Origin of the sequence: Bacteroides sp. MSK.20.82 (assembly GCF_019052485.1) — a bacterium.
GTDB classification, from domain to species: Bacteria; Bacteroidota; Bacteroidia; order Bacteroidales; family Bacteroidaceae; genus Bacteroides; species Bacteroides thetaiotaomicron.
Map to the genome: position 1 here is coordinate 38,568 of NZ_JAHQUN010000011.1, position 25,961 is coordinate 64,528.

22 protein-coding genes and 1 pseudogene are annotated in these 25,961 nt (G+C 44.8%); 9 read left to right on the forward strand and 14 right to left on the reverse strand.

What is annotated here, in order from left to right; translation table 11 throughout:
* Window positions 1-13: 13 nt before the first annotated feature.
* Entirely contained in the window at window positions 14-1,405 is a 1,392-nt protein-coding gene (locus KTR07_RS12175; RefSeq protein ID WP_055228864.1) for a TolC family protein, read from the reverse strand.
* 225 nt (window positions 1,406-1,630) lie between these two features.
* On the opposite strand from KTR07_RS12175, the gene KTR07_RS12180 reads away from it, so the two are divergent.
* The 3 genes from KTR07_RS12180 to KTR07_RS12190 all read left to right on the forward strand — a co-directional run bounded on the left by KTR07_RS12180 (window position 1,631) and on the right by KTR07_RS12190 (window position 4,747).
* Window positions 1,631-1,867, forward strand: a complete 237-nt coding sequence (locus KTR07_RS12180) for a DUF4492 domain-containing protein (RefSeq protein ID WP_008763429.1) — start codon at window positions 1,631-1,633, stop codon at window positions 1,865-1,867.
* Window positions 1,868-1,887: 20 nt separating this feature from the next.
* Window positions 1,888-3,450, forward strand: coding sequence for a cytochrome ubiquinol oxidase subunit I (locus tag KTR07_RS12185; protein WP_008763430.1), 1,563 nt, complete (start codon window positions 1,888-1,890; stop codon window positions 3,448-3,450).
* A 154-nt stretch (window positions 3,451-3,604) separates the two neighbouring features.
* Window positions 3,605-4,747, forward strand: coding sequence for a cytochrome d ubiquinol oxidase subunit II (locus KTR07_RS12190; RefSeq protein WP_008763431.1), 1,143 nt, complete (start codon window positions 3,605-3,607; stop codon window positions 4,745-4,747).
* Window positions 4,748-4,897: 150 nt separating this feature from the next.
* On the opposite strand, the gene KTR07_RS12195 is transcribed toward KTR07_RS12190, so the two are convergent.
* The 5 genes from KTR07_RS12195 to wecB form a co-directional block, all read right to left on the reverse strand.
* Complete coding sequence (locus KTR07_RS12195; RefSeq protein WP_117981553.1) at window positions 4,898-5,854, reverse strand: D-2-hydroxyacid dehydrogenase; 957 nt, start codon at window positions 5,852-5,854, stop codon at window positions 4,898-4,900.
* A gap of 33 nt (window positions 5,855-5,887) precedes the next feature.
* Window positions 5,888-6,250: a four helix bundle protein gene (locus KTR07_RS12200; RefSeq protein ID WP_011107654.1), complete on the reverse strand. Its 363-nt coding sequence runs from the start codon at window positions 6,248-6,250 to the stop codon at window positions 5,888-5,890.
* Window positions 6,251-6,286: 36 nt separating this feature from the next.
* Entirely contained in the window at window positions 6,287-7,555 is a 1,269-nt protein-coding gene (locus KTR07_RS12205) for a replication-associated recombination protein A (RefSeq protein ID WP_117981554.1), read from the reverse strand.
* 4 nt (window positions 7,556-7,559) lie between these two features.
* Window positions 7,560-10,136: a DUF5686 and carboxypeptidase-like regulatory domain-containing protein gene (locus tag KTR07_RS12210; RefSeq protein ID WP_011107653.1), complete on the reverse strand. Its 2,577-nt coding sequence runs from the start codon at window positions 10,134-10,136 to the stop codon at window positions 7,560-7,562.
* A gap of 415 nt (window positions 10,137-10,551) precedes the next feature.
* Window positions 10,552-11,637, reverse strand: coding sequence for a non-hydrolyzing UDP-N-acetylglucosamine 2-epimerase (gene wecB / locus KTR07_RS12215; RefSeq protein ID WP_016267769.1), 1,086 nt, complete (start codon window positions 11,635-11,637; stop codon window positions 10,552-10,554).
* 82 nt (window positions 11,638-11,719) lie between these two features.
* Here wecB and KTR07_RS12220 point away from each other — a divergent pair, with 82 nt between their 5' ends.
* On the forward strand, window positions 11,720-12,349 hold the full coding sequence (locus KTR07_RS12220; protein ID WP_008765911.1) for a trimeric intracellular cation channel family protein: 630 nt from the start codon (window positions 11,720-11,722) through the stop codon (window positions 12,347-12,349).
* A 5-nt stretch (window positions 12,350-12,354) separates the two neighbouring features.
* On the opposite strand, the gene KTR07_RS12225 is transcribed toward KTR07_RS12220, so the two are convergent.
* From KTR07_RS12225 to KTR07_RS12235, 3 genes and pseudogenes are all read right to left on the reverse strand, one after another.
* Complete coding sequence (locus KTR07_RS12225; protein WP_117981555.1) at window positions 12,355-12,849, reverse strand: DUF4251 domain-containing protein; 495 nt, start codon at window positions 12,847-12,849, stop codon at window positions 12,355-12,357.
* Between the two features lie 95 nt (window positions 12,850-12,944).
* A pseudogene (locus KTR07_RS12230) lies at window positions 12,945-13,909 on the reverse strand (M48 family metallopeptidase).
* A 12-nt stretch (window positions 13,910-13,921) separates the two neighbouring features.
* Complete coding sequence (locus KTR07_RS12235) at window positions 13,922-14,482, reverse strand: LemA family protein (RefSeq protein ID WP_008763440.1); 561 nt, start codon at window positions 14,480-14,482, stop codon at window positions 13,922-13,924.
* A 242-nt stretch (window positions 14,483-14,724) separates the two neighbouring features.
* Here KTR07_RS12235 and KTR07_RS12240 point away from each other — a divergent pair, with 242 nt between their 5' ends.
* Window positions 14,725-15,228 carry an RNA polymerase sigma factor gene (locus tag KTR07_RS12240; protein ID WP_008763441.1) on the forward strand — a complete coding sequence of 168 codons (504 nt, stop codon included), beginning with the start codon at window positions 14,725-14,727 and terminating at the stop codon, window positions 15,226-15,228.
* 209 nt (window positions 15,229-15,437) lie between these two features.
* Window positions 15,438-17,213, forward strand: a complete 1,776-nt coding sequence (locus KTR07_RS12245) for an oxaloacetate decarboxylase (protein ID WP_072067049.1) — start codon at window positions 15,438-15,440, stop codon at window positions 17,211-17,213.
* Window positions 17,214-17,300: 87 nt separating this feature from the next.
* On the opposite strand, the gene mtgA is transcribed toward KTR07_RS12245, so the two are convergent.
* The 3 genes from mtgA to KTR07_RS12260 all read right to left on the reverse strand — a co-directional run bounded on the left by mtgA (window position 17,301) and on the right by KTR07_RS12260 (window position 20,242).
* Complete coding sequence (mtgA, locus tag KTR07_RS12250) at window positions 17,301-18,047, reverse strand: monofunctional biosynthetic peptidoglycan transglycosylase (RefSeq protein WP_008763443.1); 747 nt, start codon at window positions 18,045-18,047, stop codon at window positions 17,301-17,303.
* A complete protein-coding gene (locus tag KTR07_RS12255) occupies window positions 18,025-18,741 on the reverse strand; it encodes an OmpA family protein (RefSeq protein ID WP_008765906.1) in 717 nt (238 codons plus the stop codon). The genes mtgA and KTR07_RS12255 overlap by 23 nt, the downstream gene beginning before the upstream one ends.
* A gap of 145 nt (window positions 18,742-18,886) precedes the next feature.
* Complete coding sequence (locus KTR07_RS12260) at window positions 18,887-20,242, reverse strand: MATE family efflux transporter (protein WP_008763445.1); 1,356 nt, start codon at window positions 20,240-20,242, stop codon at window positions 18,887-18,889.
* Window positions 20,243-20,333: 91 nt separating this feature from the next.
* Between KTR07_RS12260 and KTR07_RS12265 the strand changes: the two genes are divergently transcribed.
* From KTR07_RS12265 to rsgA, 3 genes are all read left to right on the forward strand, one after another.
* On the forward strand, window positions 20,334-21,725 hold the full coding sequence (locus KTR07_RS12265; RefSeq protein ID WP_117981556.1) for a GDSL-type esterase/lipase family protein: 1,392 nt from the start codon (window positions 20,334-20,336) through the stop codon (window positions 21,723-21,725).
* A gap of 81 nt (window positions 21,726-21,806) precedes the next feature.
* Complete coding sequence (locus tag KTR07_RS12270) at window positions 21,807-22,577, forward strand: hypothetical protein (protein WP_048694320.1); 771 nt, start codon at window positions 21,807-21,809, stop codon at window positions 22,575-22,577.
* A 283-nt stretch (window positions 22,578-22,860) separates the two neighbouring features.
* Window positions 22,861-23,928, forward strand: a complete 1,068-nt coding sequence (rsgA, locus tag KTR07_RS12275; RefSeq protein ID WP_011107648.1) for a ribosome small subunit-dependent GTPase A — start codon at window positions 22,861-22,863, stop codon at window positions 23,926-23,928.
* 112 nt (window positions 23,929-24,040) lie between these two features.
* Here the strand turns inward: rsgA and KTR07_RS12280 are convergent, their stop codons facing one another.
* Window positions 24,041-24,511 (reverse strand): GyrI-like domain-containing protein, encoded by a 471-nt coding sequence (locus KTR07_RS12280; protein ID WP_011107647.1) that lies wholly within the window; start codon window positions 24,509-24,511, stop codon window positions 24,041-24,043.
* A gap of 20 nt (window positions 24,512-24,531) precedes the next feature.
* Window positions 24,532-25,665, reverse strand: a complete 1,134-nt coding sequence (locus KTR07_RS12285; RefSeq protein WP_008765901.1) for a GyrI-like domain-containing protein — start codon at window positions 25,663-25,665, stop codon at window positions 24,532-24,534.
* Window positions 25,666-25,961: the final 296 nt, after the last annotated feature.

Consider the following 25,961-nt stretch of genomic DNA (forward strand, 5'->3'; position numbering starts at 1 on the left):
TAAGGAAGAAGGCTTATAATGCCAGTTTGTCTCCCTGATAGAACTTCAGCAACTGAGTGTTCAGTATCGCCATGTATTTGGCTTGAAGCTGCTCTTGCTGTGCTTGCAGCAAGTTGTTCTTTTCCGTCAGCAGCTCTACTGTATTCTTCATGCCCAGATTGAACTGTTCGCTGATCAGGTCGTAGCTGATCTGTGTACTTCTCAGCTTCTCGTTCGCTGCCGCATAACGTTGCTGTGCACTGTTCGCATCCAGCCAAAGTCCTTCGATGGTCTTATACAGCGTTTTCTGTTCGTCGAGCAGCGACAGCAGACTCGTTTCGCGCTGTAACTTCGCTTTCTGCACGGCACTCTTGGTCTGACGGTTATTGAAGATAGGAACGCTGACGGAAACACCGATGGAGTTGTTCCATCCGTTCTTTACCTGTTCTCCGAAGGTGAAGTCACTGCCGCTGGTGTGGTTCGTTCCGATACCTGCGCTCAGACTGATGGTGGGGAGATATCCCGCTTTGGCGATATCGATACCCAGTTCCGAAGCCTCTACGCTCAGTTTGCTCGCCTCGATTTCCGGACGGAGGGTGAGCGCGCTCATATACACATCTTTCTTGGTGGGCAATGGTAAAAGTACGTTTTCGTCGGACAGGGCGGGGAGATAGACGTTCATTTCATTTTCCCCATCCAATTCGAGCAGTTGTTTCAGTTGTAATTTGTAGTCCTGCAGAGTGGCTTGCGCTGTTACTAATTGATAACGGTCGGTGCTGACCTGAGCTTCCAGTTGTGCCAGATCACTTTTGGCAATGCTTCCGGCATTCAGAAGTTCCTGTCCGCGGTCGCGCTGCGCAATGGAAACTTGCAGCGTGTTTTCATTGACCTTGACGGACTCCGCTGCATAAAGAATCTGAATGTAAATCTGAGCAATAGATTCCTGAATACTATTCTCGGACGTTTCTACATCCAGATTGGCTGCCTGATTGTTCAGCTTCTCCTGTTTGATGGTGTTCAGTCGCTTGCTACCATTATAAATGGTCCACGAAGCATTCAGACCGTAATTGCCATTGTAACTGGTCTTGCTGGTTGTCTCGATCACCTCGCTTCCGCTGATCGTTTTGCTTGATTCCTGATACGGACGGTTCACCATGTTCTGGCTCGTAGAGAACGACAGACTGGGGAACAGGGTAGCTTTGGCTGTCTTCACATCGATCTGTGTACTTTCCGCATTCACCCGGTTTTTGCGAATCGTAATGTTCTGTTGCAACGCATAGTCGATGCACGACTGTAAATCCCATTGGGCGGGGAGATTCATCTCGCTCTGGGCGGCTGTCTGCACAGAAGATTCCTGGGCGGATATACCGGGCAGCAGACCCGCTCCAAGAAATACTATCACTGTCAATCTTCTTACATTTATCATATTTTTATATGTCTATTGATTTACTGGAACGAAGGTACGTACATATTATATTAGCTGCAAAAGCGATAGACAGATGGCGCTTTTTCGCCGTTAAATGTTTTTTTTCTGTCGATAGGCAGGTTTTTTGAGAAAAACCATACAAATCATGCAACATTTTGCCATACTTGTTTGTTTTAATTATAAAAATTGTATATTTGTACTCATTACAAATTCTAAGGTCAGCTTATGAAGAATACACTGCTTGCAATATGGAACTTTTATTTGGAGGGTTTCCGTAGTATGACGTTAGGTCGTACTTTGTGGCTTATTATCTTAGTGAAATTATTCATTATGTTCTTCATCCTCAAAATTTTCTTCTTTCCCGACTTTCTCGGCGATCATCCTACAGATGCCGACAAGGGTACGTATGTGGGAAATGAGCTGATACAGCGTGCACTTCCGGAGAAAACCACTGATTTTTAACTCTTAAACTACATAAGATTATGATTGAAAGTATTGACACCTCGCTGATCGATTGGTCGAGAGCCCAATTTGCGATGACAGCCATGTACCACTGGATTTTCGTTCCGCTCACCCTCGGACTGGCTGTGGTGATGGGAATAATGGAGACGTTGTATTATAAAACAGGCAATGAATTTTGGAAGCGGACAGCCAAGTTCTGGATGAAACTTTTCGGTATCAACTTCGCCATTGGTGTAGCGACAGGATTGATCCTGGAGTTTGAGTTTGGTACGAACTGGAGTAATTATTCTTGGTTTGTAGGTGATATTTTCGGTGCACCGCTTGCTATTGAAGGTATTCTGGCGTTCTTTATGGAAGCCACGTTTATCGCTGTCATGTTCTTCGGATGGGATAAGGTGAGCAAACGCTTCCACCTTGCTTCTACCTGGCTGACTGGTCTGGGGGCTACGATCTCCGCTTGGTGGATTCTCGTAGCAAACGCATGGATGCAGCATCCGGTAGGTATGGAGTTCAATCCCGATACAGTGCGTAATGAGATGGTTGATTTCTGGGCGGTGGCAACTTCGCCTGTAGCGGTCAACAAGTTCTTTCATACGGTATTGTCCGGATGGGTACTTGGTGGCGTGTTCGTTGTAGGAATCAGTTGTTGGTTTCTGCTGAAGAAACGTAATCGCGAGTTTGCGCTTGCAAGCATAAAGATCGGTGCTATCTTCGGGCTTGTCTCTTCACTGCTGGCTGTATGGACGGGCGATGGTTCCGGCTATCAGATTGCACAGACCCAACCGATGAAACTGGCGGCTGTAGAGGGACTTTATGAAGGAGGAACCAATGTAGGTCTGGTGGGAATAGGAATGCTGAACCCCGAAAAGAAGACTTACAATGATGGGAAAGACCCTTTCCTGTTCCGGATTGAGATACCCAGTATGCTTTCGTTCCTTGCCGAGCGGGATGTGGACGGGTATGTCCCCGGAATTACCAATATTATCGAAGGCGGCTATCAGCTGAAAGACGGTACGACTGCTTTGTCGGCAGCCGAAAAGATAGAGCGGGGTAAGACCGCTATCGGAGCGCTGGCTGCTTATCGTGCAGCGAAGAGCGCCGGGCACGAGGAAGATGCCGCTGTTGCCTATCAGGTTTTGCAGGAGAATATGCCATACTTCGGATACGGATATATTAAAGATGTGAATCAGCTGGTTCCGAATGTTCCTCTGAACTTCTACGCTTTCCGTATAATGGTTATCCTGGGCGGATATTTTATCCTTTTCTTCATCGTTGTGCTCTTCTTTATATATAAGAAAGATTTGAGTAAGATGCGCTGGATGCATTGGATCGCTCTGCTGACCATTCCTTTGGCTTACATTGCCGGACAGGCAGGATGGGTGGTTGCCGAATGCGGTCGTCAGCCTTGGGCTATCCGCGATATGCTTCCTACATCGGCGGCTATCTCTAAATTGGATGTAGGCTCCGTTCAGGCTACTTTCTTTATCTTCCTGATCTTGTTTACCGTAATGCTGATTGCGGAGATAGGGATTATGGTGAAGGCGATTAAGAAAGGACCGGAAGAAGAGATAAGTAATAGGTAATAGGTATTAAGTAATAAGTATTAATCGTAGCTGCAGGCTGATTTGTCATCATGGTTGACGTTGTTACTTATTATCTATTACTTATTACTTGATACTATACATTGCTTATTACTTGAGCTAATACTTAATACTTAAAACTTAATACTTACATATTATGTATATATTTCTACAACAATATTGGTGGCTGGTCGTTTCCTTGCTGGGGGCCATACTTGTATTTTTATTATTTGTGCAGGGAGGAAATTCTTTATTGTTCTGTTTGGGTAAGACGGAGGAACATCGTAAGATGATGGTGAACTCTACCGGACGTAAGTGGGAGTTTACGTTTACTACGCTGGTAACGTTCGGAGGTGCTTTCTTTGCTTCGTTCCCGTTGTTTTACAGTACCAGTTTCGGTGGGGCTTACTGGCTTTGGATGATTATTCTTTTCAGTTTTGTGTTGCAGGCTGTGAGTTACGAGTTCCAGAGCAAGGCAGGGAATTTGCTGGGTAAAAAGACCTATCAGACTTTCTTGGTAATTAATGGGGTAGTAGGACCTCTGTTGCTGGGTGGAGCAGTCGCTACTTTCTTCACCGGTTCTGATTTCTATATCAATAAGGCGAATATGACGGATACGATTATGCCGGTTATCAGTCATTGGGGAAATGGATGGCACGGACTGGACGCGTTGACTAATATCTGGAATGTTATTCTCGGACTGGCTGTATTCTTTTTGGCGCGTGTGTTGGGTTCGCTCTATTTCATTAATAGTATAGCGGATAAGGAACTGACCGATAAATGTCGTCGTGCAGTATTGAATAATACTATTTTCTTCCTTGTATTCTTTTTGGCATTTGTAATCCGTACATTGGTTTCTGACGGTTTTGCTGTCAATCCGGATACATTGGAGGTTTATATGCAGCCTTATAAGTACTTTATCAACTTTATAGAAATGCCGGTAGTTCTGATCATCTTCCTGATAGGTGTAGTATTGGTACTTTTTGGAATCGGTAAGACAGTTCTGAAAAAGACTTTCGACAAAGGAATCTGGTTTGCAGGGATAGGTACAGTGCTGACAGTCTTGGCTTTGTTACTCGTAGCCGGATATAATAACACTGCTTATTATCCTTCATATACGGACTTGCAAAGTTCGCTGACATTGGCTAACAGCTGTTCGAGTGAATTTACGCTGAAGACTATGGCTTATGTCTCTATTCTTGTTCCGTTTGTGATAGCTTATATATTCTATGCATGGCGTAGTATCGACCGCCATAAGATTACGGAGAAGGAGATGGATGAAGGAGGACATTCTTATTAAGGTAATTTTGATAGACATTAAAAGAAGAGGATGTGTCAAACTCCCCTTTTAACGAAATCATCCTCGCCACAGATAGTTGTAGCGAGGATGATCTTTAATCTATGAGGGCTTCGACATATTCTCTTAGGCTTAGCTACTTTCTTGGTAATCCTATTTATTCACTACATTTTCCGGTGTTCCGGAGATATAAGCCTGTAGATTGCTAATGGCAATATTCATCAGACGCTCACGAGCTTCTGTGCTTGCCCACGCGATATGCGGAGTAATGTAGCAGTTCTTTGCAGTCAGCAACGGATTGTCGGCATGAGGAGGTTCCGAAGAAAGTACATCTACTCCGGCAGCATAAATCTTGCCACTGTTCAGTGCATCTGCAAGATCTTGTTCGTTAACCAATGGGCCACGACCTGTATTAATTAAAATAGCATTCGGCTTCATCAGAGCAAGACGGCGTGCGTTCACCAATTCGTGAGTTTCCGGAGTGAGCGGGCAGTGCAGACTGATAATATCACATTCGCTGAACAACTGATCCAAATCCATCTTCTTGATTTCCGGTGGCAACTGGAAGTGAGACTTTGAAGTTAAAGCATATACCTGCATACCGAAACCGATGGCAACGCGAGCAGTAGTATATCCTGTATTTCCCAATCCGACAAGACCGATTTTCTTATCCCGTAGCTCTATCAACGGAGTATCCCAAAAACAGAAATCCTTGTTATTGGTCCAACGACCTTTGTGGACTTCTTCCGAATGATGCTGTACCTGCTGACAGATATTAAGAATGTGCGCAAATACCATTTGTGCAACGGAAGCTGTACTATATGCAGGGATATTAGTTACAATAATACCACGTTCTTTGGCTGCTGCCGTATCCACTACATTGTATCCCGTAGCAAGCACACCGATATACTTCAGTTCGGGCAGGGCAGCCATGTGATCGGCGTTGATGATTACTTTATTCGTCAGAATCACTTCAGCTCCGGCTGCGCGTTCCAATACTTCTTCGGGGGCAGTACGGTCATAAATGGTACATTCTCCGAGAGCTTTCAAACCTTCCCATGATAAATCACCGGGATTGGCGGCAAAGCCGTCTAAAACTACTATTTTCATTATATTTAAGTATTAAGTTATAAGTATTAAGTATTATGGGATGTTCCCATTGTTCTTTAGTTTTACAATTGTTGCTGTCAGTAATTTAAGTATTTCCAGGCAGTCAGTATTAATAGATTCATATTGTTCATCGCTTATATATTCTGTTTGCTGAAGTAAATATAGCCAATATTCTGTTTCAGAACATTCCTTTTGAGAAATAGAGTATTTGTGTATAAAGTCAAGATGTGATTCTGCATAAATAGCTTCTCTAATATTAGCACCGATAGAAGTTCCACTACGTAATATCTGTTTTGATAGAATTGTTTCTTTCTTGCAATCTCTTAAATACTTATATAGATTAATTATTCGAATTGCAAATTTGGTAGACTTCTCTTTTAATAAATTTTCTTTCACGGCTACGGCTAATACCTAATACTTAATACCTAATACTTATTTGAACCTTTCTCCCCATAACTGCTGCATCCGTTCTGCATGCTTCTGTTCGGCGGCATTGTTCTGAGGTTGCCATATTCGTTTTTCTTTCAGCTCGTCCGGCAAGAATTGTTGCTTCACGAAGTTGCCTTCGTAGCTGTGGGCGTACTTGTATTCCTGTCCATATCCCAGTTGTTTCATCAGCTTGGTGGGAGCATTGCGCAAGTGCAGAGGCACAGGCAAGTTTCCAGTGGAACGTACCAGTTCTAATGCGTCGTTAATGGCACTGTATGCCGAATTGCTTTTGGGACTCGTTGCCAGATAGATTGTTGTTTCCGCCAAAGGGATACGTCCTTCGGGCCAACCGATTTTCATCAGAGTTTCAAAGCAGGCATTCGCCAGCAACAATGCATTCGGATTGGCCAGACCTATATCTTCGGTAGCAGAGATAACGAGTCTCCGCGCGATGAAAGCAGGGTCTTCACCACCTTCTACCATGCGGGCGAGCCAGTAAATAGCCCCGTCCGGATCACTGCCACGGATAGACTTGATAAAAGCGGAAATGATGTCATAATGCATTTCCCCGTCCTTGTCGTAAGCCAACGGATTCTGTTGCAGACGTTCGGTCACCATGTCATCGGTAATGACAACCGTTTCCTCTGTGTCCGATTCCACTACAAGTTCAAGTATATTGAGCAGTTTACGGGCGTCTCCGCCGGAGAAGCGCAGCATGGCTGTCGTTTCTTTGAGTTCGATTTTCCGTTCTTTCAGTATGGTGTCGGTGGTGATGGCACGTTGCAGAAGTTCGAGCAAATCTTCCTTTTCCAAAGATTTGAGCACATAAAGCTGGCAACGGGAGAGGAGAGGGCGGATCACTTCGAATGATGGATTCTCGGTCGTTGCGCCTATCAGCGTCACCGTACCGTTTTCCACAGCTCCCAACAAAGAATCCTGTTGCGACTTGCTGAAACGATGGATTTCATCGATAAATAAGATCGGACTGGATTGCGAGAAAAAGCGGTTGCTCTTGGCACGCTCTATCACTTCGCGCACATCTTTGACACCTGAAGTCACGGCACTCAGCGTATAAAACGGAGTTTCCAGTTTATTGGCGATAATCTGTGCCAATGTGGTTTTTCCCACTCCGGGAGGTCCCCAGAGGATAAACGAAGAAATACGTCCCGCATCAATCATCTTACGCAGGATAGCCCCCGGTCCAACTAAATGTTTCTGACCGATATAATCATCCAATGTCTTTGGTCGTAACCGTTCTGCTAAAGGTTGCATAGTTTTAGAATACCATTAATACCATGAAACGAATACCGTTCTTGTTGATACCCGGATTGTCACGGTAGGTGAAACGATGTACATATTCAACGTGCAGCAACTTGAAAATGTTGTAGATACCTATACTTCCTTCGATATACGGCACCTTCGGGTCCATCACGAAACTGGTGAATTTACCGTCGCGTGTCGGGAAACGGAAGAGGTCGGGGTTGCTGCTCTTGAATGGATTGTTCTTGTCGGTCAATGTCCCCCACAATGCGCGGATACGGAACATTTCTCTCCATTTCAGATTCTTGATCAGCGGGATGCGGTTGAACAACTTTCCGTTCATGTCATAAGAAAGTGACATGGACGCATACCGGTCGTTCAGGAATTCCATATTGTTGATCAGGGAAAATGTCTCACGTTGAGTGATATATGACAAGTTGGCTTCCGGCAGAATCAATAGCGGGAAAGGTACGACATTCCATTCTGCCCCTGCTTTTACGCTACAGTCTATCTTTCCCCACGAAGCGGGAAGCCAGAAACGTTTCCAGATGCTTGCTTCCGTGCGGTTGAAGTTGTATTCTCCGCCCAGCACGCCTTTGAAGCCCATGGCATGAGTCAGCGTGAAGATAGGAGCGTCCAGCGACACCGGAACACGGCGCTGCTTGGAGTTGACGAAAGATTCTCCCGGAGCATAACGCAGTGTCACACTCGCTTCGGAAGTCGTGATGTCATGCACACGGGTTTGTGCAGCGTCATTCCGCAGATATTCCAGTTTTCCGGTAGGCTCGTCATTTCGATGGCGGAGCATGGCTTTCACTCCGAATCCCGTCAGCGTTTCGAGTTCGTAGTTGATGGTAGCATCACGCATATATGACATCTGGTCTACCGTTGTCGTTTTCATCGAAAGGAAGATGTTGTCTTTGTCCGTAAACAGGAACTTGTCCATCGGCGACATTACATCATAACTGTACGTTGCAGATATAAAATGTTTGGGAAACTCCCATACTACATAATCTCGTTTGTTGAAAGAATAAGTCAGCGTTCCGCTATATTTCCACTTTTCGTCTTTCAGACCATAAGCTCCGTATCCGCTCAGGAACCAATGCTTGTCAAAATGGGCAGTAGTCATACCACTCAGGCGGAAACGGGTTCCGTCGATGTAGTTGCTTGAAATCATGGTGTTGATAGGACCGATATCCACTTTGCTCTTATGGCCTTTGCTGCCTGTTTCCACAAAGTTCTCGATCAATGCTTTCGCACCGAAGATGATATATTTGAATCCCGGAATCTGTTCCAGACGGTTGACGAATACATCCATATTGCTTTCCTTTCTGGTCAACGGCACCTGGCGTACACTCGCCCAGTATTCGTCACTCTTCGAAAGCATGTCGGCCTCCTTGATCACAGGACCTTTCAAACGGAACAACCGCTGTTCTATCGGATCAAATTTATAATTGCTGTATTTAGTCGTTCGTTCTACCTGTAACCCTCCTGAGGTTTTGTTGGAACTCCATGAAAGGTCTACCGTCATGTCGTCATCCGCCAATACCCAGTTCCCGTTGGGAAGCTGCTCGTACTGCTGCACGATGTCCATGCGGTTGACAAAGTTGACGCCACTCTTTTTAGGCAGGTTCATCGTACACTTCTGAACGGCATAGGTCGAATCTTTCAGCACATAAAGATGGCCTGTAAATCCGAAATCCTGTGAGTTCTGCGGTACGAACGTCAGATGTACGCATTCGCGCTTGTCCACCATCAGCGTGTCCATCAGGTAGTATTTATAGAACGAGATGGCATTGTTGCCGATAGGGCTTACGAATCGCTGTTGGAGCAGCCGGATGTCATCATCATAAATGTTGATGTCGGCAAAAACATCCTTCAGAACAGTCCCCAGCATGTCTCCTGTGGAGAAAAACTCTTCGATACCATTGGAGTTCTTTCCTTTGATAATGGTCTTTTTGCTTTCGGGATCTTTCCGGAAAATGGTTTGTGAGGCCGTTTCCTGTACGGAGATAGGGAGAATCAGTTTGTTGGTCGTCTCCGACACTTCCACCTGATCTTTGAGGAATGAGTATTTCTTGTAGATACCCTTTTCCAGTTTCTCCGGAGTCAGGTCGTTGATAGACATTTTCATTTTCTCGTACTTGTCGTACTGGTAGTAATCGTTCACTTCGAGCACTTGTGCTTTTTTGTGTTCGATCACTTTCTTCATGAATTCGACTGCCGGATTATTCTTGCGGGAGTATTTTTCTTTCTGTGGTTTTACGACTACTTCGGTGAGCATTACATCGTCCGGAGAGAGTTTGACATTGACGGTCTGATTTCCGGAGCCTACTTTAACGGTTTTGGTGACATATCCGATGGAAGAGAAAACGAGCGTTCCTCCGTTTCTCCGCGCGTCGAGCTTATATTCTCCGTCAATATTGGTGACAGTACCCATATCTCTCTTGTCTTGATAATAGACAGAGATATACATTAGTGGTTCATGAGTGACTGAATCAGTTACAACCCCCTTTATTTGCTGCGCAAAAGCATTTGAAACTGCAAATACGACTAAGAGCAGTATCAGTATTTTGTTATATCGTTGTATCATAACGTTCGTAGTAGGGCTGCAAAGTTAACAAATAAGTCTGAGTAAAATAGAGTATATAACTTTTTTTACCCATCGTTTTTTGTTATTTACAAGCTTATATCATTCAACAATGGAAGGAGGCAGATTGTTTTTGTCTTTTTATACTTCCCTTTTCAACGTATGCCACATCTTGCGAACCGGCATGCTCCGATTCTTTTCCGTAGTTCCAAAATCTGTTTCAACGGTTGAAACAAAAAGTTTCATGCCTTGAAACTCTAGTTCCCACTGCTTGAAACTCTGGTTTCTACGCCTTGAAACTTTGGTTTCCTCGGCGTGAAACTTTCTGAAACACTTGTCGAACCTGATGGTGGTCGACTACTTCTGTCTGGCTATTAAGCCGGCTCGTTGATCATCGAGTCCGGCTCAACCACTCCGGTTATTTACTTGTTAATATTTGTACGATTCGTTCGGCTGTTCGTCCGTCCCAGCGTTCGGGGAGTTCGCCTTTCTTCCATTCACCTTTCATCAGCGTATCCATAGCCTGAGCGAGTGCTGCCGGATCTTCGCCGACCAGTTCATTCGTTCCCACGCGCCACGTTTCCGGATGTTCGGCATACGTGTTGAGCGTGATACAGGGGATGCCGAGGAACGTAGCTTCTTCGGCTACATTGCCGGAGTCCGTGATGATTCCTTTGGCTTTATTGATCAGATATCCGAAGAAAAGATAATTCTGCGGAGGCATGATATGAAGGTTCGGGGCTTCTATGCCGAGGTCTTTGATTGCATTGCGCACGTAAGTGTGCATGGGCGCTACGATAGGCATACCGGCAGCTTTTTCGATCATCGTTTGCATCAACTTCCGCAGGTTCTCTTTGTTGTTGAGCAGTACACGTCGGTTGAGGGTGAGCAGGAGATAATTACCCTCCTGAAGTCCCAGTACGGAGAACCATACCGGTTTGAGCAGCCGGTTCCGGTTGAAGCGGACGGTATCTACCAAAATGTTGCCGACGTAATATACATTTTCACTTTCCGTGCCTGTCTGATTCAGATTTCGGTTGGCCACCATGCCGGCAGTAAACAGATAATCGGATACTCCGTCGGTAATCATCCGGTTTACTTCCTTCGGCATCTTCATGTCGAAGGAACGTGTGCCGGCTACCAGATGGGCTACCTTGATTCCTTGTTTCTTGGCTACGATGGCGCAACTCATGGTTGCTGTCAGATCATCCACTACCAGGACGACGTGTGCCGGATTCTCCGTCAGCTCCTGTTCGAAGGCGATCATGATTCCGGCTGCCAGACTGGTGGGGTTACTGCTTTCCACTCCAAGGTAGACATCGGGAGCTTTCATGTCGAGATCCGAAAACAGGGAAGCATCCAGACTTGTATCGTCCCGTCTGCCTGTGTACACCAAACGGTAGGAGATGCTTTTACCCAGCCCTCTTGCGGCTTCGATGGCGCGTGTGATAGGGGCTATTTTCATGAAATTGGGGCGTGCCCCGGCAACAATTGTTATTTTCATATTGTTTCTATCTAATTCGTGTAGCAAAAGTACATTTTCTTACGGAATTTATTCGTTACTTTGCATACAAAATAACAAATATATGCCGACATTCGTTCAAATTCTTGATTTTATAGGCACATTTGCCTTTGCTATTAGTGGTATCCGGCTGGCTTCAGCAAAGCGTTTCGACTGGTTCGGAGCCTATGTCGTAGGTCTTGCTACCGCTATCGGTGGCGGTACCATCCGTGATGTACTGCTGGATGTGACGCCCGGATGGATGACGAACCCTATCTATTTGATCTGTACGGGACTTGCCTTGATCTGGGTGATTTGCTTCGGTCGCTGGCTAATCCGTCTGAATAATACCTTTTTTATATTCGATACCATCGGACTGGCTTTGTTTACGGTGGTCGGTGTGGGGAAAAGTATCGCTTTGGGCTATCCTTTTTGGGTAGCCATCATCATGGGTAGTATCACAGGTGCCGCAGGAGGTGTGATTCGTGATGTCTTTATCAATGAGATCCCCTTGATTTTCCGAAAAGAAATCTATGCGATGGCGTGTGTAGTAGGCGGCATCGCTTACTGGCTGTGCGATGCCGCAGGGATGGAATCTTATGTCTGTCAGCTCGTTGGCGGATCGGCGGTATTTGTTACACGCATCCTTGCCGTGAAATACCACATTTGCCTTCCTATATTAAAAGGTAGTGAAGAGACTGACGGCGATTCTTGAAGATTTTATTTCTTGTCCAGATCCACTTCTCCCCGGTAGCTGATTGCCTGACGGTTCTGCATCGTGACATCGATGCTGGTGGTGCCGTCGGGGAACACTTTCGCCCTGAACTCAAAGAAGTCTTCCGGACTTCGTGCGGAGAATTTGATAACGGCGTTTCCCTTCTTATCCATATCCATCGTGTATTCTTTGAGGGGAGCGTTGAATATCAGCCCGCTTCCTCCGCCGTAAGGAACGCTGTAAGCACGTCCGTAATAGGGGAGGTAAGAGAATACCGAATCATTTCTGATTTGCAGTGAGTATTGCGAAGTCAGAGGTATAGAACGTCCGCGCATGGGCATAGCAGTGTTGACGTCTATCTTGTAGTCTTCTGATACGATCAGCTGTTTGACAGCTTCTTTTTTCTGTTCCTTCTTCTCCTTCTTGGTCTGTGCCGAAAGAGTCGGGATTCCTGCTAGCATAACCAGCAGTAGCATAAGGATTTGTTTTCTTGTTTTCATATCAGTTACAGTTTAGTGTATATATGTATAACACTCAAATATACTAAAAATAAGGAGTCCCCCTGCTTTCTTTAATGAAAATTAAACAGAAATCCCTAGAACTGTTCCAGAATGGAGATTCGTTTCTCGATAGGGGGATGCGTGGCAAAGAGTCCGCTAAGCCCGCTGAGGGCACTTTTCGACTGGTCGCCCGGATTCTGAATGAATAATTGCGCCACATCCCCACGTTTTACCGCTTCTATATCCGGATCATCGGAAATTTTGCGCAGGGCACTTGCCAATGCCAACGGATTCTTTGTCATCTCCGCCGAACCGGCATCCGCCATATATTCACGCTTCCGTGAAATGGCGAAGCGCATCAGACTGGCAAAGAAGTAACCGACAGCCGCTATTACTAAAGCAATCAGTATGATAAGGATAGCTCCTCCACCGTTTTTTCCGTTGCTACGTATGCGCGTGTGCGTAATAGTATAGAAAGTGATTTGCGTCAGCATCGAGAAGATTCCGACAAATACAATCGAGACGATCAGCAGGCGCACATCCCTGTTGCGGATGTGAGTCAGTTCGTGGGCGATGACTGCTTCCAGTTCTTCGTCGTTCAACTTCTGAATAATCCCTTTCGAGAGAGAGTGACCGTATAGGTGCGGTCGTTGATACCGCTGGCAAAAGCGTTCAATGAATCGTCGTTGATGATATTGATTTTCGGAGCCTTCATTCCGTTTGCCATGCAGAGGTTCTCGACCAGATTGTAGACACGTTTGTTTTCTCTGCGATCGAGAGGTTTGGCACCTGTGGCGGCTTTGATGATACTCGTATTCGCCCAGAAAGCTATCAGGAACCAAATCAATACGACACCCATCGTATAGGGGAGGGCATTGATGAAAAGAGGATTAGCCAATTCCAGGACACTTACTTCCATGCTCTCACCGTGCCCAAAGGCGACCAACAGATAACAGGCCAGATAAAGCAATGCTGCTACCAGGCAGGGAAATAGAAATAACAGAAGAACAGAGCGCCGGTTGTTCCGGCTCTGCTGTGTTTGGATTCCGACGTACTGCATACGTGCTCGTTTTTAGAAACTGATCTTCGGTGCTTGTTCCAGATTCGCACGTTCGTTGGTACCCAGGTCGAACATGATTTCTCTGCGGAAACCTGCCATACCTGCTATGATATTGGACGGGAATGTCTGAACCGCATTATTATATTCCTTCGTGGCCGAGTTAAAGTAACGGCGTACAGCAGCCAATTTATTCTCTACATCGGATACTTCTTCTTGCAGTTGCAGGAAATTCTGGTTTGCTTTCAGGTCCGGATAAGCCTCCAACGTGATTTTCAATCCCGATAAAGCGGAAGATAATTGATTCTCTGCTGCTATCTTTTCGTCGATTGTCTTGGCGCTGACTGCACCGTTACGTGCCTGAATCACCCGTTCGAGGGTATCTTTTTCGTGTGCGGCATATCCTTTCACGGTATCCACCAGTTGTGGAATAAGGTCGTGGCGCTGTTTCAGCTGCACATCGATGTCTGCAAAAGCATTTTCACGGTTATTTCTCAGTCTCACCAATGAGTTGTACATGGAAGCAAAAATGATTCCCAACAGTACGATTATTCCTACGATAATAAGTATAGTCATGTCCTTTACTTTAAGTTAATAATACTACCCAAAAGTAAGTTATTTTGTATTGCCAAGCAAGAAGAAGAGAATAAAAAACGTCCTAAACCACCTAAAAACTATCAAAAAGCACCTAAAATCTATCATTTGACAGTTTCACCCCCTAAGAAATGACGAATTTCCCCCTGTTCGACTCATAAAATACCTTTAAACTTGCAAACGTCAAGAAAGAAACGAAATATTAACCGTAAAACCCTTAAAGTATGAAAAGTTTAAGTTTCAGAAAAGATTTAATTGGAGTTCAGGAAGAGTTGCTTCGTTTTGCTTATAAATTAACTGCCAATCGTGAAGAAGCAAATGATTTATTGCAAGAAACATCATTAAAGGCCTTGGATAACGAGGAAAAATATGTTCCCGATACAAATTTTAAAGGATGGATGTACACAATCATGCGTAACATCTTTATTAATAACTACCGTAAAATAGTACGTGACCAGACATTCGTAGATCAGACCGACAATCTGTATCATTTGAATCTCCCCCAAGACTCAGGATTTGAAAGTACGGAAGGCGCTTATGACTTAAAAGAGATGCACCGCATCGTCAACGCGCTGCCGAAGGAATATAAAGTACCATTTTCAATGCACGTATCCGGTTTTAAATACCGTGAGATCGCTGAGAAGCTGGACCTACCCCTCGGAACGGTGAAGAGCCGCATATTCTTCACACGCCAACGTTTGCAACAAGAGTTGAAAGATTTTGTATAAATAGGGATAGCACATTAGTCAAACAATTAATTCTGGTAAGGAGCAACGGGTAAAAACTCGCTTGCTCCTTTGATTTTGTGACAATATGATATTAAACATGTCTTTATACCCCAACTTATTCTCTCTGTATTTGTTATTATGTCAGAGAACTCAGTATATTTGTATCAACTAGTTAACCTAAGTAATATAAATCTCATCTATTTACGGCAATGAAAAAGGAAATCAAATTCAGTCTCGTTTATCGGGATATGTGGCAGTCGTCCGGCAAGTATCAACCGCGTGCCGATCAGTTAGTAAGAATTGCTCCGTTAATTATCGAAATGGGTTGTTTCTCCCGTGTAGAAACCAACGGAGGCGCGTTCGAACAAGTCAACCTACTGTATGGCGAGAACCCGAACAAAGCCGTCCGGGCTTTCACGAAACCTTTCCACGAAGCCGGCATACAAACTCATATGCTCGACCGTGGTCTGAATGGTCTTCGAATGTATCCCGTTCCGGCAGATGTGCGCCGGTTAATGTATAAAGTAAAACATGCGCAGGGAGTGGACATCACCCGTATCTTTTGCGGCTTGAATGAAGTCAGAAATATTATTCCTTCCATTCATTATGCCCTTGAAGCGGGGATGATTCCGCAGGCAACGTTATGTATTACGTTCTCGCCCGTACATACCGTAGAATATTATACCGCTATCGCCGAGCGTCTGATAGAGGCCGGAGCACCGGAAATCTGTCTGAAAGATATGGCAGGTGTCGGTCGCCCCGAAATGCTGGGACGTCTGACGAAAGCAATCAAGGAACGGCATCCCGAAATCATCATCCAGTATCACGGACATAGCGGACCGGGACTTTCGATGGCTTCTATCCTCGAAGTTTGTGAGAATGGCGCGGATATTATTGATGTTGCAATGGAGCCGATTTCGTGGGGGAAAGTTCATCCGGACGTTATCTCTGTGCAGGCTATGCTGAAAGACGCGGGATTTCAGGTACCGGAGATTAATATGAAAGCCTACATGAAAGCCCGTGCCATGACACAGGAGTTCATTGACGATTTTCTGGGTTATTTTATGGACCCTACCAACAAGCATATGTCTTCTTTGCTCTTGAAATGCGGACTTCCCGGAGGTATGATGGGTTCTATGATGGCCGATCTGAAAGGAGTGCATTCCGGCATCAATCTGATATTGAGAGGTAAGAACGAACCGGAACTGAGCATCGACGATTTGCTCGTGATGCTGTTTGACGAAGTGGAATATGTGTGGCCGAAACTCGGCTATCCTCCATTAGTGACTCCGTTCAGCCAATATGTGAAGAATGTGGCATTGATGAATGTGATGTCTCTGATCAAGGGAGAGGAGCGTTGGACGATGATCGACAACCATACCTGGGATATGATTCTAGGTAAGAGTGGTCGTTTGCCCGGTGCACTTGCTCCGGAGATTATCGCATTGGCAAAAGAAAAAGGATACGAATTTACGGACGAAGACCCGCAGAAGAACTATCCGGATCAACTGGACGAGTATCGTAAGGAAATGACAGAAAAAAGCTGGGATTTCGGACAGGATGATGAAGAACTTTTCGAACTGGCAATGCACGACCGCCAATATCGGGATTATAAATCGGGTATTGCCAAGAAACGTTTCGAAGATGATTTGCAGCGTGCCAAAGATGCCGCATTGGCAAAACAGGGATTCTCCGAAGAAGAAGTGAAACGGATGAAACGTGCCAAAGCCGAACCGGTGACGGCAATGGAGAAAGGGCAGATCATTTGGGAGATCGATGTGGAATCGCCTTCTATGCCGCCCGAAGTGGGACATAAATATGGTCCGGACGATGTGTTTTGTTATATTGCTACTCCTTGGCATACATATGATAAGGTGTTGGCGAATTTTAGCGGTCGTGTGATCGAGGTATGTGCCAAGCAGGGAGCATTGGTAGATAAAGGCGAACCATTGGCGTATATCGAGAGGTGTGAGGAACCGGCATAGTCTGTATCTCAAATAATAACAGAAAAAAGTAATCCCTTTATCCTTGTCTTGTTTCTTGATGAAATAGACTGTGATAAAGGGATTGCTTTATTTCTTTTTCTTCTTCCTGGTGTCTTTCTTATCGACCGCCTTTTTCTCTACAGGCGGAAACTTAGGAACCAGATTCATTAATCGCAATATCTGTTTTTGTCGTTTCAATAGGTAAGCCGAAGGCTTCGCTGAGTTAAACCGTATTGGGTTAGGGAGCGTAGCGGCAATCAGTGCGCACTGTCCTGAGCTCAACTTGGCAGCTGTTGTGTTGAATTTATACTTTGCGGCAGCCTGTGCGCCATAAATCCCTTTTCCCATTTCGATGGAGTTGAGATATACCTCCATAATCCGTTCTTTCGACCAGAACAACTCTATCAGAAAGGTGAAATAAACTTCGAAACCTTTGCGTATCCAAGACGATTGCGGCCATAGGAACACATTCTTGGCTGTCTGCTGACTGATGGTACTTGCTCCGCGCTTCCGTTTCCGTTTTTCGTTTTCCTTCATCGCTTTCTCTATTTCGATGAAGTCGAATCCGTTGTGTTCGGCAAAGCGGTTGTCTTCGGAGGCGATGACCGCCATCGGCAGGTGAGGAGATATTTTATCAAAAGAAACCCACGTGTGTTTCCACGTGGGTTTATCTCCTGACGCAAGCTGCTGTACACTTCGGATGACCATCAGCGGAGTGACATACACCGGCATAAAGCGGTAGACGATCACAGCCAGAATGGTAGATGCAAAGAAGAAAATCAGCAGGTTGCGCGCATAACGCAATATTTTTTTAATTGGAAGCGGCCTGTGCATCTTTAATCATCTGTTCACTTGCGTACATGTAAACTTCTACACGACGATTCTGTTCTCTTCCGGCAGCTGTGTCGTTGCTGGCGATAGGATCGCTTTCGCCCATTCCCTGCACACCTTTAATCTGGTTGGAAGAAACGCCGCAGTTTAACAGGTAGCTGGCTACACTCTGTGCACGTTCCTGTGACAAGTTCAGATTTTTCTGACGGCTTTGTTCGGCAGTACTGTTTCTCCAGCCCTGATTGTCGGTATATCCGTAGATGGATACGTCCATGTCCCTGTTCTGGTTGAGTACGTTGTTGGCGAACTTGCTCAATGCAGACTTGGCAGCAGCACTCAGAGTTGCATTACCGGTAGTGAAAAGAATACCTGAATCGAATGTAACTTTTACTGCCTGCAATCCGTTGTTGTCAGTTATCTGCTCTACTTGTGCGCCTTCAATTTGTTTTGCTTCTGCTGCCGCTTTATCCATCTTCTTTCCGATAAGGGCACCTGTTCCTGCACCTACTGCAGTACCGATAGCCGCACCGATGGCAGCACCCTTGCCTTTACCGATAACACCGCCGAGGATAGCACCCAATGCAGCACCCGAACCACCGCCGATTGCGGCACCTTTGCCCGTATTGTTCATGCTTGCGCAGCCACTGAATATCATGGTTATACTCATGAAGAGAACCATCCATTTCATCTTGTTCATAATGCAATGTTTTTTAAATAGGTTTATAAAATAATACTTTAATAAATTAACAACGCAAAGATACATATTATTTGCCAAGGTCATACTTTTTAAGTTAAAATAACTCCGGACGATCTTTGTATATGTAAAATAACAAACGACACTACTACCTTGTTGACACGGAAGGCAGATTTAAGCATTTTTTCCTGATCATGGTGAACCATCCCAAGAGAATCAGTCCTTTGGCAATCGTTGTGACGCATACTGCCCACCAGATACCTTCTACTCCCATGCCCATCCGTACAAACAGGATGGCAAGCGGAATGCGCATATAGTTGCATACAATGCTGACAATGGCGGGAGGCACGGTACGCCCGATGCCGTAGAACACTCCCTGCATCGTGATTTCGAGCATCATAAACAGCTGCGAATATCCGTCGATACGCAGAAATACACCTCCGGCTTCGTAAGCTGCCTGTTCGGGGACAAAGATCGAAAAGACCTCATTGCCGTAAAAGACAAACAGCAGCGTGCAGAAAGTTCCGAAGATTCCCGTCATCCATAGGGTGGTGTGCCAGGCTTTCAGTACCCGTTCTATTCGTCCGGCGGCGAAGTTCTGGGCAATAAAGGCGCTAAGTGCGGTGGAGAAACCTTGGGAGGTATTCCAGGTGATGGCTTCTATCTGACCGCCGGTGGTGAAAGTCATCAGTCCGATGTGTCCGCCCTGTTCGGATGCGGTACGGCAGAGGAACATATTGACGAAGGCGAACAGGGTGTTTAGGGTAGCTACGGGCAGACCTAGTTTCAGAATACGCCGTGTGTACTTTTTCTTCAGTCGGGAGAAGAAGGGGAAACCACCGAGCAGGGCGTCTTTGCGGAAACGCAGCTGGTAGATGAAGATGGCGAAAACCGTTGCCTGCGAGAGCCATGTAGCGTAGGCGGCACCGTTTGTTCCCAGCCCGAAGCCGAAGATAAACAGAGGGTCGAGAATGATATTCATAATCAGTCCCGTCCCACTGATATAGAATGGAATTTTGCTTCGTCCCGCTGCATTATAGATACCTGTGAAGGCAGCGGACAGGAATATGAACGGCAATGCGGTGGAAATAATCCGCAGGTATTCGATGGCATTGGCTGTGATGTGCTCTTCTAGTTCATAGATGCGGATAATGGGGCTTGCGAACATGAACAGCAGTCCGCCCCAGCAGATCGAAATGATCAGAGCAATCGTGATATTGTGTGAAGCGAACTGGCGGGCATCTTCCTGATTCTGCGCACCGATGGATTGGCCTACGCTGACTTCGGACCCTACCTTATTTAATAAGGAGATAGAACCGGACATCCACGTCAGGATTCCTACCGAACCGATGGCGGCTACAGCCTCACTGCCCAATCGTCCTACCCATGCCATGTCTGTAAGGCTGTATGCCATCTGTATAAACGACGTTGCCATGATAGGCATCGCCAGATTGAAAAGTTGGCGGTTGATAGGGCCGTGTGTCAGATTCTTAATTCCTTGCATATCATTTTTTCTATTTAAAAGGAGGCGCAAAGATACATAAATTTACTATCTTCGCACATCAAATATTCATTAATCAAAGTATACAGATACTATGAAACAGAAATTCTCTTCTCTTTTTGTATTGCTGGTCCTGCTATTGACAGGTCTGCAAGTCTCGGCACAAAGTACGCCAAAACCATTTGATATTGAACAGCCTTCTCTTCGTGTTTTCCTGCCGGCACCGGAACTGGCGACAGGTCGTGCTGTGGTAGCCTGTCCGGGTGGGGGATACTCCGGCTTGGCGGTCAATCACGAAGGGTATGACTGGGCGCCGTATTTCAACAAACAAGGAATTGCATTGATTGTTCTCAAATACCGGATGCCGAAAGGCGACCGCACCCTCCCGATCTCCGACGCCGAAGCAGCCATGAAAATGGTACGTGACAGCGCTGACGTATGGAATCTGAATCCGAATGATATTGGTATCATGGGGTCTTCTGCCGGAGGCCATCTGGCTTCGACCATCGCTACACATGCGCCTGAAGCACTTCGTCCCAACTTCCAGATTCTTTTCTATCCGGTGATCACGATGGACAAATCTTTCACTCACATGGGCTCTCATGACAATCTGTTGGGCAAGGACGCTTCTGCCGATCTGGAAAAAGAATTCTCCAACGAGAAGCAAGTGACCAAAGAGACTCCCCGTGCTTTCATTGTTTATAGCGATGATGACAAGGTAGTTCCTCCTGCCAACGGAGTCAACTATTATCTGGCTTTAAATAAGAAAGGTGTTCCTTCCGTTCTCCATATTTATCCTACAGGCGGACACGGTTGGGGAATCCGTGAAGATTTCCTTTACAAGAGTGAAATGCAGAACGAACTGACTTCTTGGTTGCGTAGTTTCAAGGCTCCTCGCAAAGATGCCGTCCGTGTGGCTTGCATCGGCAACAGTATTACGTTCGGAGCAGGAATAAGAAATCGCAGCCGCGACAGCTATCCTTCCGTACTAGCCCGTATGCTGGGCGACAACTACTGGGTGAAAAACTTCGGAGTGAGCGCCCGTACCATGCTGAACAAAGGAGATCATCCTTATATGAACGAACCTGCTTATAAGAATGCATTGGCTTTCAATCCTAACATCGTCGTTATCAAACTTGGTACAAATGACAGCAAATCATTTAACTGGAAATACAAAGCAGACTTTATGAAAGATGCGCAGACCATGATCGACGCTTTCAAAGTTCTTCCTTCGCAGCCGAAGATTTATCTCTGCTATCCTTCCAAAGCTTATCTGACAGGTGACGGCATCAACGATGATATTATCTCTAAAGAAATCATTCCGATGATCAAGAAGCTCGCCAAGAAAAACAACCTGTCTGTTATAGACCTTCATACTGCTATGGACGGAATGCCCGAACTCTTTCCGGACCGTATTCATCCGAACGAAAAGGGGGCGCAGGTAATGGCAAAAGCTGTCTATCAATCTATCTCTGCTTTAAAATAAAAAATATGTTACCGATCATTGAGCTTTTAACCGGATAGTTGTATTAATAATATAGCCCCTGATAAAAGAAAGGAGAATATTATGATTAGAACAGTTGCTGTCTTTGTTTTTGTGTCTTTTGCTTGTGTTGCTACTGCCTTTTCTCAAACTATAGAAAAGGAGAATAAAATAGATGTGCAAAAGAAAAATAGCTCCACGGAAGTGAGCGGACGTCAGTTGCCCGAAGCAAAAAACATAGAACCGAAGTTACCGGATATAGAGGTTAAAAAGCTCGCAACAGGTGATAAGTCCATGCAGACATACGGTCTGACACCTTCAAGTCCTGCATCGGGCTTATCTCCCTATTTTTACGATTTTCCGGCATTGCTGGAAAGTAATCCGACATTGACGGATTTTTATAATTTTCGTCAGCATTCTATGAATGGACAGCTTTCCTTTATTGGGAGTGCAGAACAAAAGACTTATCTGGGATTGGGGCAATATGTCGCGGTAAATGCCGGAATGCGCTGGATTCCTTCTCAAAGATTTTTCGTTGAAGCGGGAGGGACCTTGAGTCGGCAATTCTATTTGGCTTTGCCTATAGCGAGGCAAGATATAGCGGGAATATATACGAGAATGCATTATTCTTTAGCCAGAAATGTCCGGTTAAATGTCTGGGGACAATATTTTATGGGGGGAAATACACCTCCTCCGGCTTATAATCCGTTATTTCCACATACAGGGGTAGGAGCCTCTATCTCGGTCGATGTGAAAAAGAATACGGAAGTAAGTGTCGGTGCGGAATACCAGTACGACAAAAAATCAAGAGAATGGAAAATGGAAACGTCAGGCCGCGTATCCATTGGCTTTTGACACATATTTCATCATTCATTTGGCTCTGTTATTTATTTCTCATATCTTTGACGCATTAAAATTATAATGTTTCATTAAAACTAGTGGATGTTTAACTCATCATTTATTACATCGGATTTGGTCTGATAAGAATCTGTTCACTTTAACAGATTCGAACTTCCATACTTTCGGATAATCTTTCCGGAAGTGATTTTCCTATATTATATAACTTTAGTTTTTATACCCGCATACAATAGCGAAAGCATTGTTGTGCTTTTACGTGTATGCTATATACATTAAAATAATGAGTAACGAAAATAATAATCTGTCATTATATGGTTGGAGTGATAATCTATTCCGGCAAAAACAAATCTCACAATATAAAGATATGTCTCATGGACGAATCATCGTGACACATAAAACCTGTTATGAAGTAGTTGCAGAGGATGGTGTATATTTGTGCGAGTTAACAGGAAATATGATTTATGGCAGAGTGCCTGATGAATATCCTTGTACGGGCGATTGGGTGATTTTTCAGCCATTCGATGCAAACAAAGGGATTATAGTTGATATATTGCCCCGTGAACGGGCGTTGTATCGAAAGAAGAACGGAAGGGTAGCCGACCGGCAGGCCATTGCTTCTTACGTCGATAAGGCATTTATTGTGCAAAGCCTTGATGATAATTTCAATGTTCGCAGGGCGGAACGTTTCATTGCCCAGGTAATGGAAGAAAAAATCAAACCGGTATTAGTGCTCAATAAAGCCGATTTAGGTTGTGACAGACAGAAAATAGATGAAGCGATCAAACACATTGCCCGTCAGTTTCCTGTATTTATCACAAGTATTCGTCAACCTCAAACGATTCTTCGGTTGCGGGAATCCATAACAAAAGGCGAAACAGTTGTGTTTGTCGGCTCTTCGGGTGTCGGCAAGAGTTCTTTGGTGAATGCCCTTTGCGGGAAATCGGTATTGAATACTTCTGATATAAGCCTGTCTACAGGGAAGGGGCGGCATACTTCGACTCGTCGGGAAATGGTATTGATGGATGGCTCAGGTGTTTTAATCGACACTCCGGGTGTTCGGGAATTTGGTTTGGCGATTGACAATCCCGATTCGCTCACCGAAATGTTTGAAATATCCGACTATGCGGAATCATGCCGTTTCAGCGATTGTAAACATATCGACGAGCCGGGTTGTGCTGTTTTAGAGGCGGTACATAATGGTACGTTAGATCATAAGGTATATGAGAGTTATCTGAAACTCAGACGAGAAGCATGGCACTTCTCCGCTTCCGAACATGAAAAACGTAAAAAGGAGAAATCCTTTACGAAACTCGTAGAAGAAGTGAAGAAACGCAAGGCTAATTTCTAAAGAACTATTGAAGCAGGGAATGCCGGTACTTTATCAGACAAGGTGATACTGTATGACGGCTTCTCTGCTTCTTATTGTTTGGTAAGAGTTTACGGCAACTATTCTCTTGCTTTTAGAGTAAAGGCATTTCAACTCTTGTGACATGTTCCTCTTCGGGTACATCCGGATTGCTGTAATAATACTCTATTGATGTTCCCGAGGCCTTGTAGCCATTTGTTTTTATCCATTCGGTCATCTCATTGTACAGCTGTGCCAGTTCATTGTAATTTCCTCTGTGCAGACATACGACTATTCTTCTGGCGGGGAGGATGACAGATTGTATTTTTTCGTCACCTTGTAAAGGTTTCGAAGATTTCAGTCCGATAATCATTTTTATACGATCTTCGGTCAGGCTTTCGAAGTCGGGGTACTCTACGAAGGGGATATCCGTGGTTACTTCTCCCTGTTTCTTGAATAAAGAGTCTATTCTTACAAAATTCTCTCCGATAGCCTGTGACATACCTTTCATGTAGGTTTGTACTTCAATAGCCAAAGCGGGCTGTTCCGGCTGCTGTAAAAGCATGATTTCTGATATCTTTGCCATAGATTCTGTTTTAATGGTGATTATTTCCGTATGACCGGTATATATATTTCTGTTAGTAATTCCGACGTTTCCGTGGTGGACGGATGATTCATATACATCTCAAAGCTGAATGTGCTTTGGGGATGGTATTTACTTTTCGGAAACCATTCCTCATAAATGCTCCTGTACACTTTGTGTAAAGAAGAATAGCTCCCCGTATGTCTGAACACGGCATATCGCCCTCCGGGAATTTGCATGATTCCCGGTACCGGTCTCGCTTTAGTATCATCGCGAAGGGTGATGCCTAGATAGAACCGGCACTTCTCCGTAGGCGTAATCGACGGATCGTCCATGCTAAGGCTGATAAACTTGTCATATCGTGGGTCTGCTTCATACTGTTCGGCATGATGCAGTAGTTTATTCCAAAGTAATCTGTATTTTAGTTTGTTTTTATACGCTTCACCCACTTCGATGCAGAATATCTTTATCGGGCTGATCACTTTTATCTCCGGTTTTATGTTTGTTGCCGGATTTTCACCGTTCGGTCTGTGCTTCTCTCTGTATTGAGAAGTTGATATACCAAAATGTTTCTTAAAAGCTTTGGCGATACTGTATTTAGTCTGATAACTCGTTTGCTCTATGATTTGCTTTAGCGTATAGTCCGTAGAGATCAGCAGATGTGCAACGTGTTCCATGCGCAAACGCTGTATGTAACTGCCGATATTCTCTCCGGTAGCGGTGCGGAACACTCTTCTGAAATGAAATTTGGACAGTCCGCTCATCGAACTCAGCGTGTCGGTATTCAGTACCTCCGTCAGATGACCGTTGATGTACACTATTATGTTCTGAATCATCTTATGATGAAGGCTGCTTGTCTCTTGCTTTTGCCGCCATCTGTTCAGTGTGGGAAGGCGTTTGTCCAGTATCTCCCTCAGCTCTTTCGGAGAATAGTCCGTGTCTGCGTATTCATTATATTTATCTGTATATTTTATCCAGATGTCGATCATTTCCCACATGGATATATCAACAATGTATTTCCCATCCTTCAGGCAGTAATAACAAAACTCATCACTCCTCGAACCGTCAGAGTTGGTGCCTAAATATTCCTCCACGTCGAAGCGGAGCGGCATTCCGCAGCTTTGGCAATATCTTTTATTTATTTCTGATTCAACCATTTGACTAATCTTGCATTCTTTGCAAAAATAAGCTATTTTTTCAGTAAACAGTTGTCCGGAATAGCCATCTTTTTATTAACAAATGTTCATTTCCGCTATTTCTTAAAGTTGTATCTTTGCCGCGCTTTTATAATATATAAGGTAAAGATGGAAACAATAACTGGAAAAAGAAGTTTATCATTCTATGAGCCGATTGTTTGGTGTAGGTCTGTTTGTCATCGATTCGATATTGGATATGTTTTGGGCTTTATGTAGAGTCTTATATCTATGTTCTGTGTATATTAATAAAAAAACCT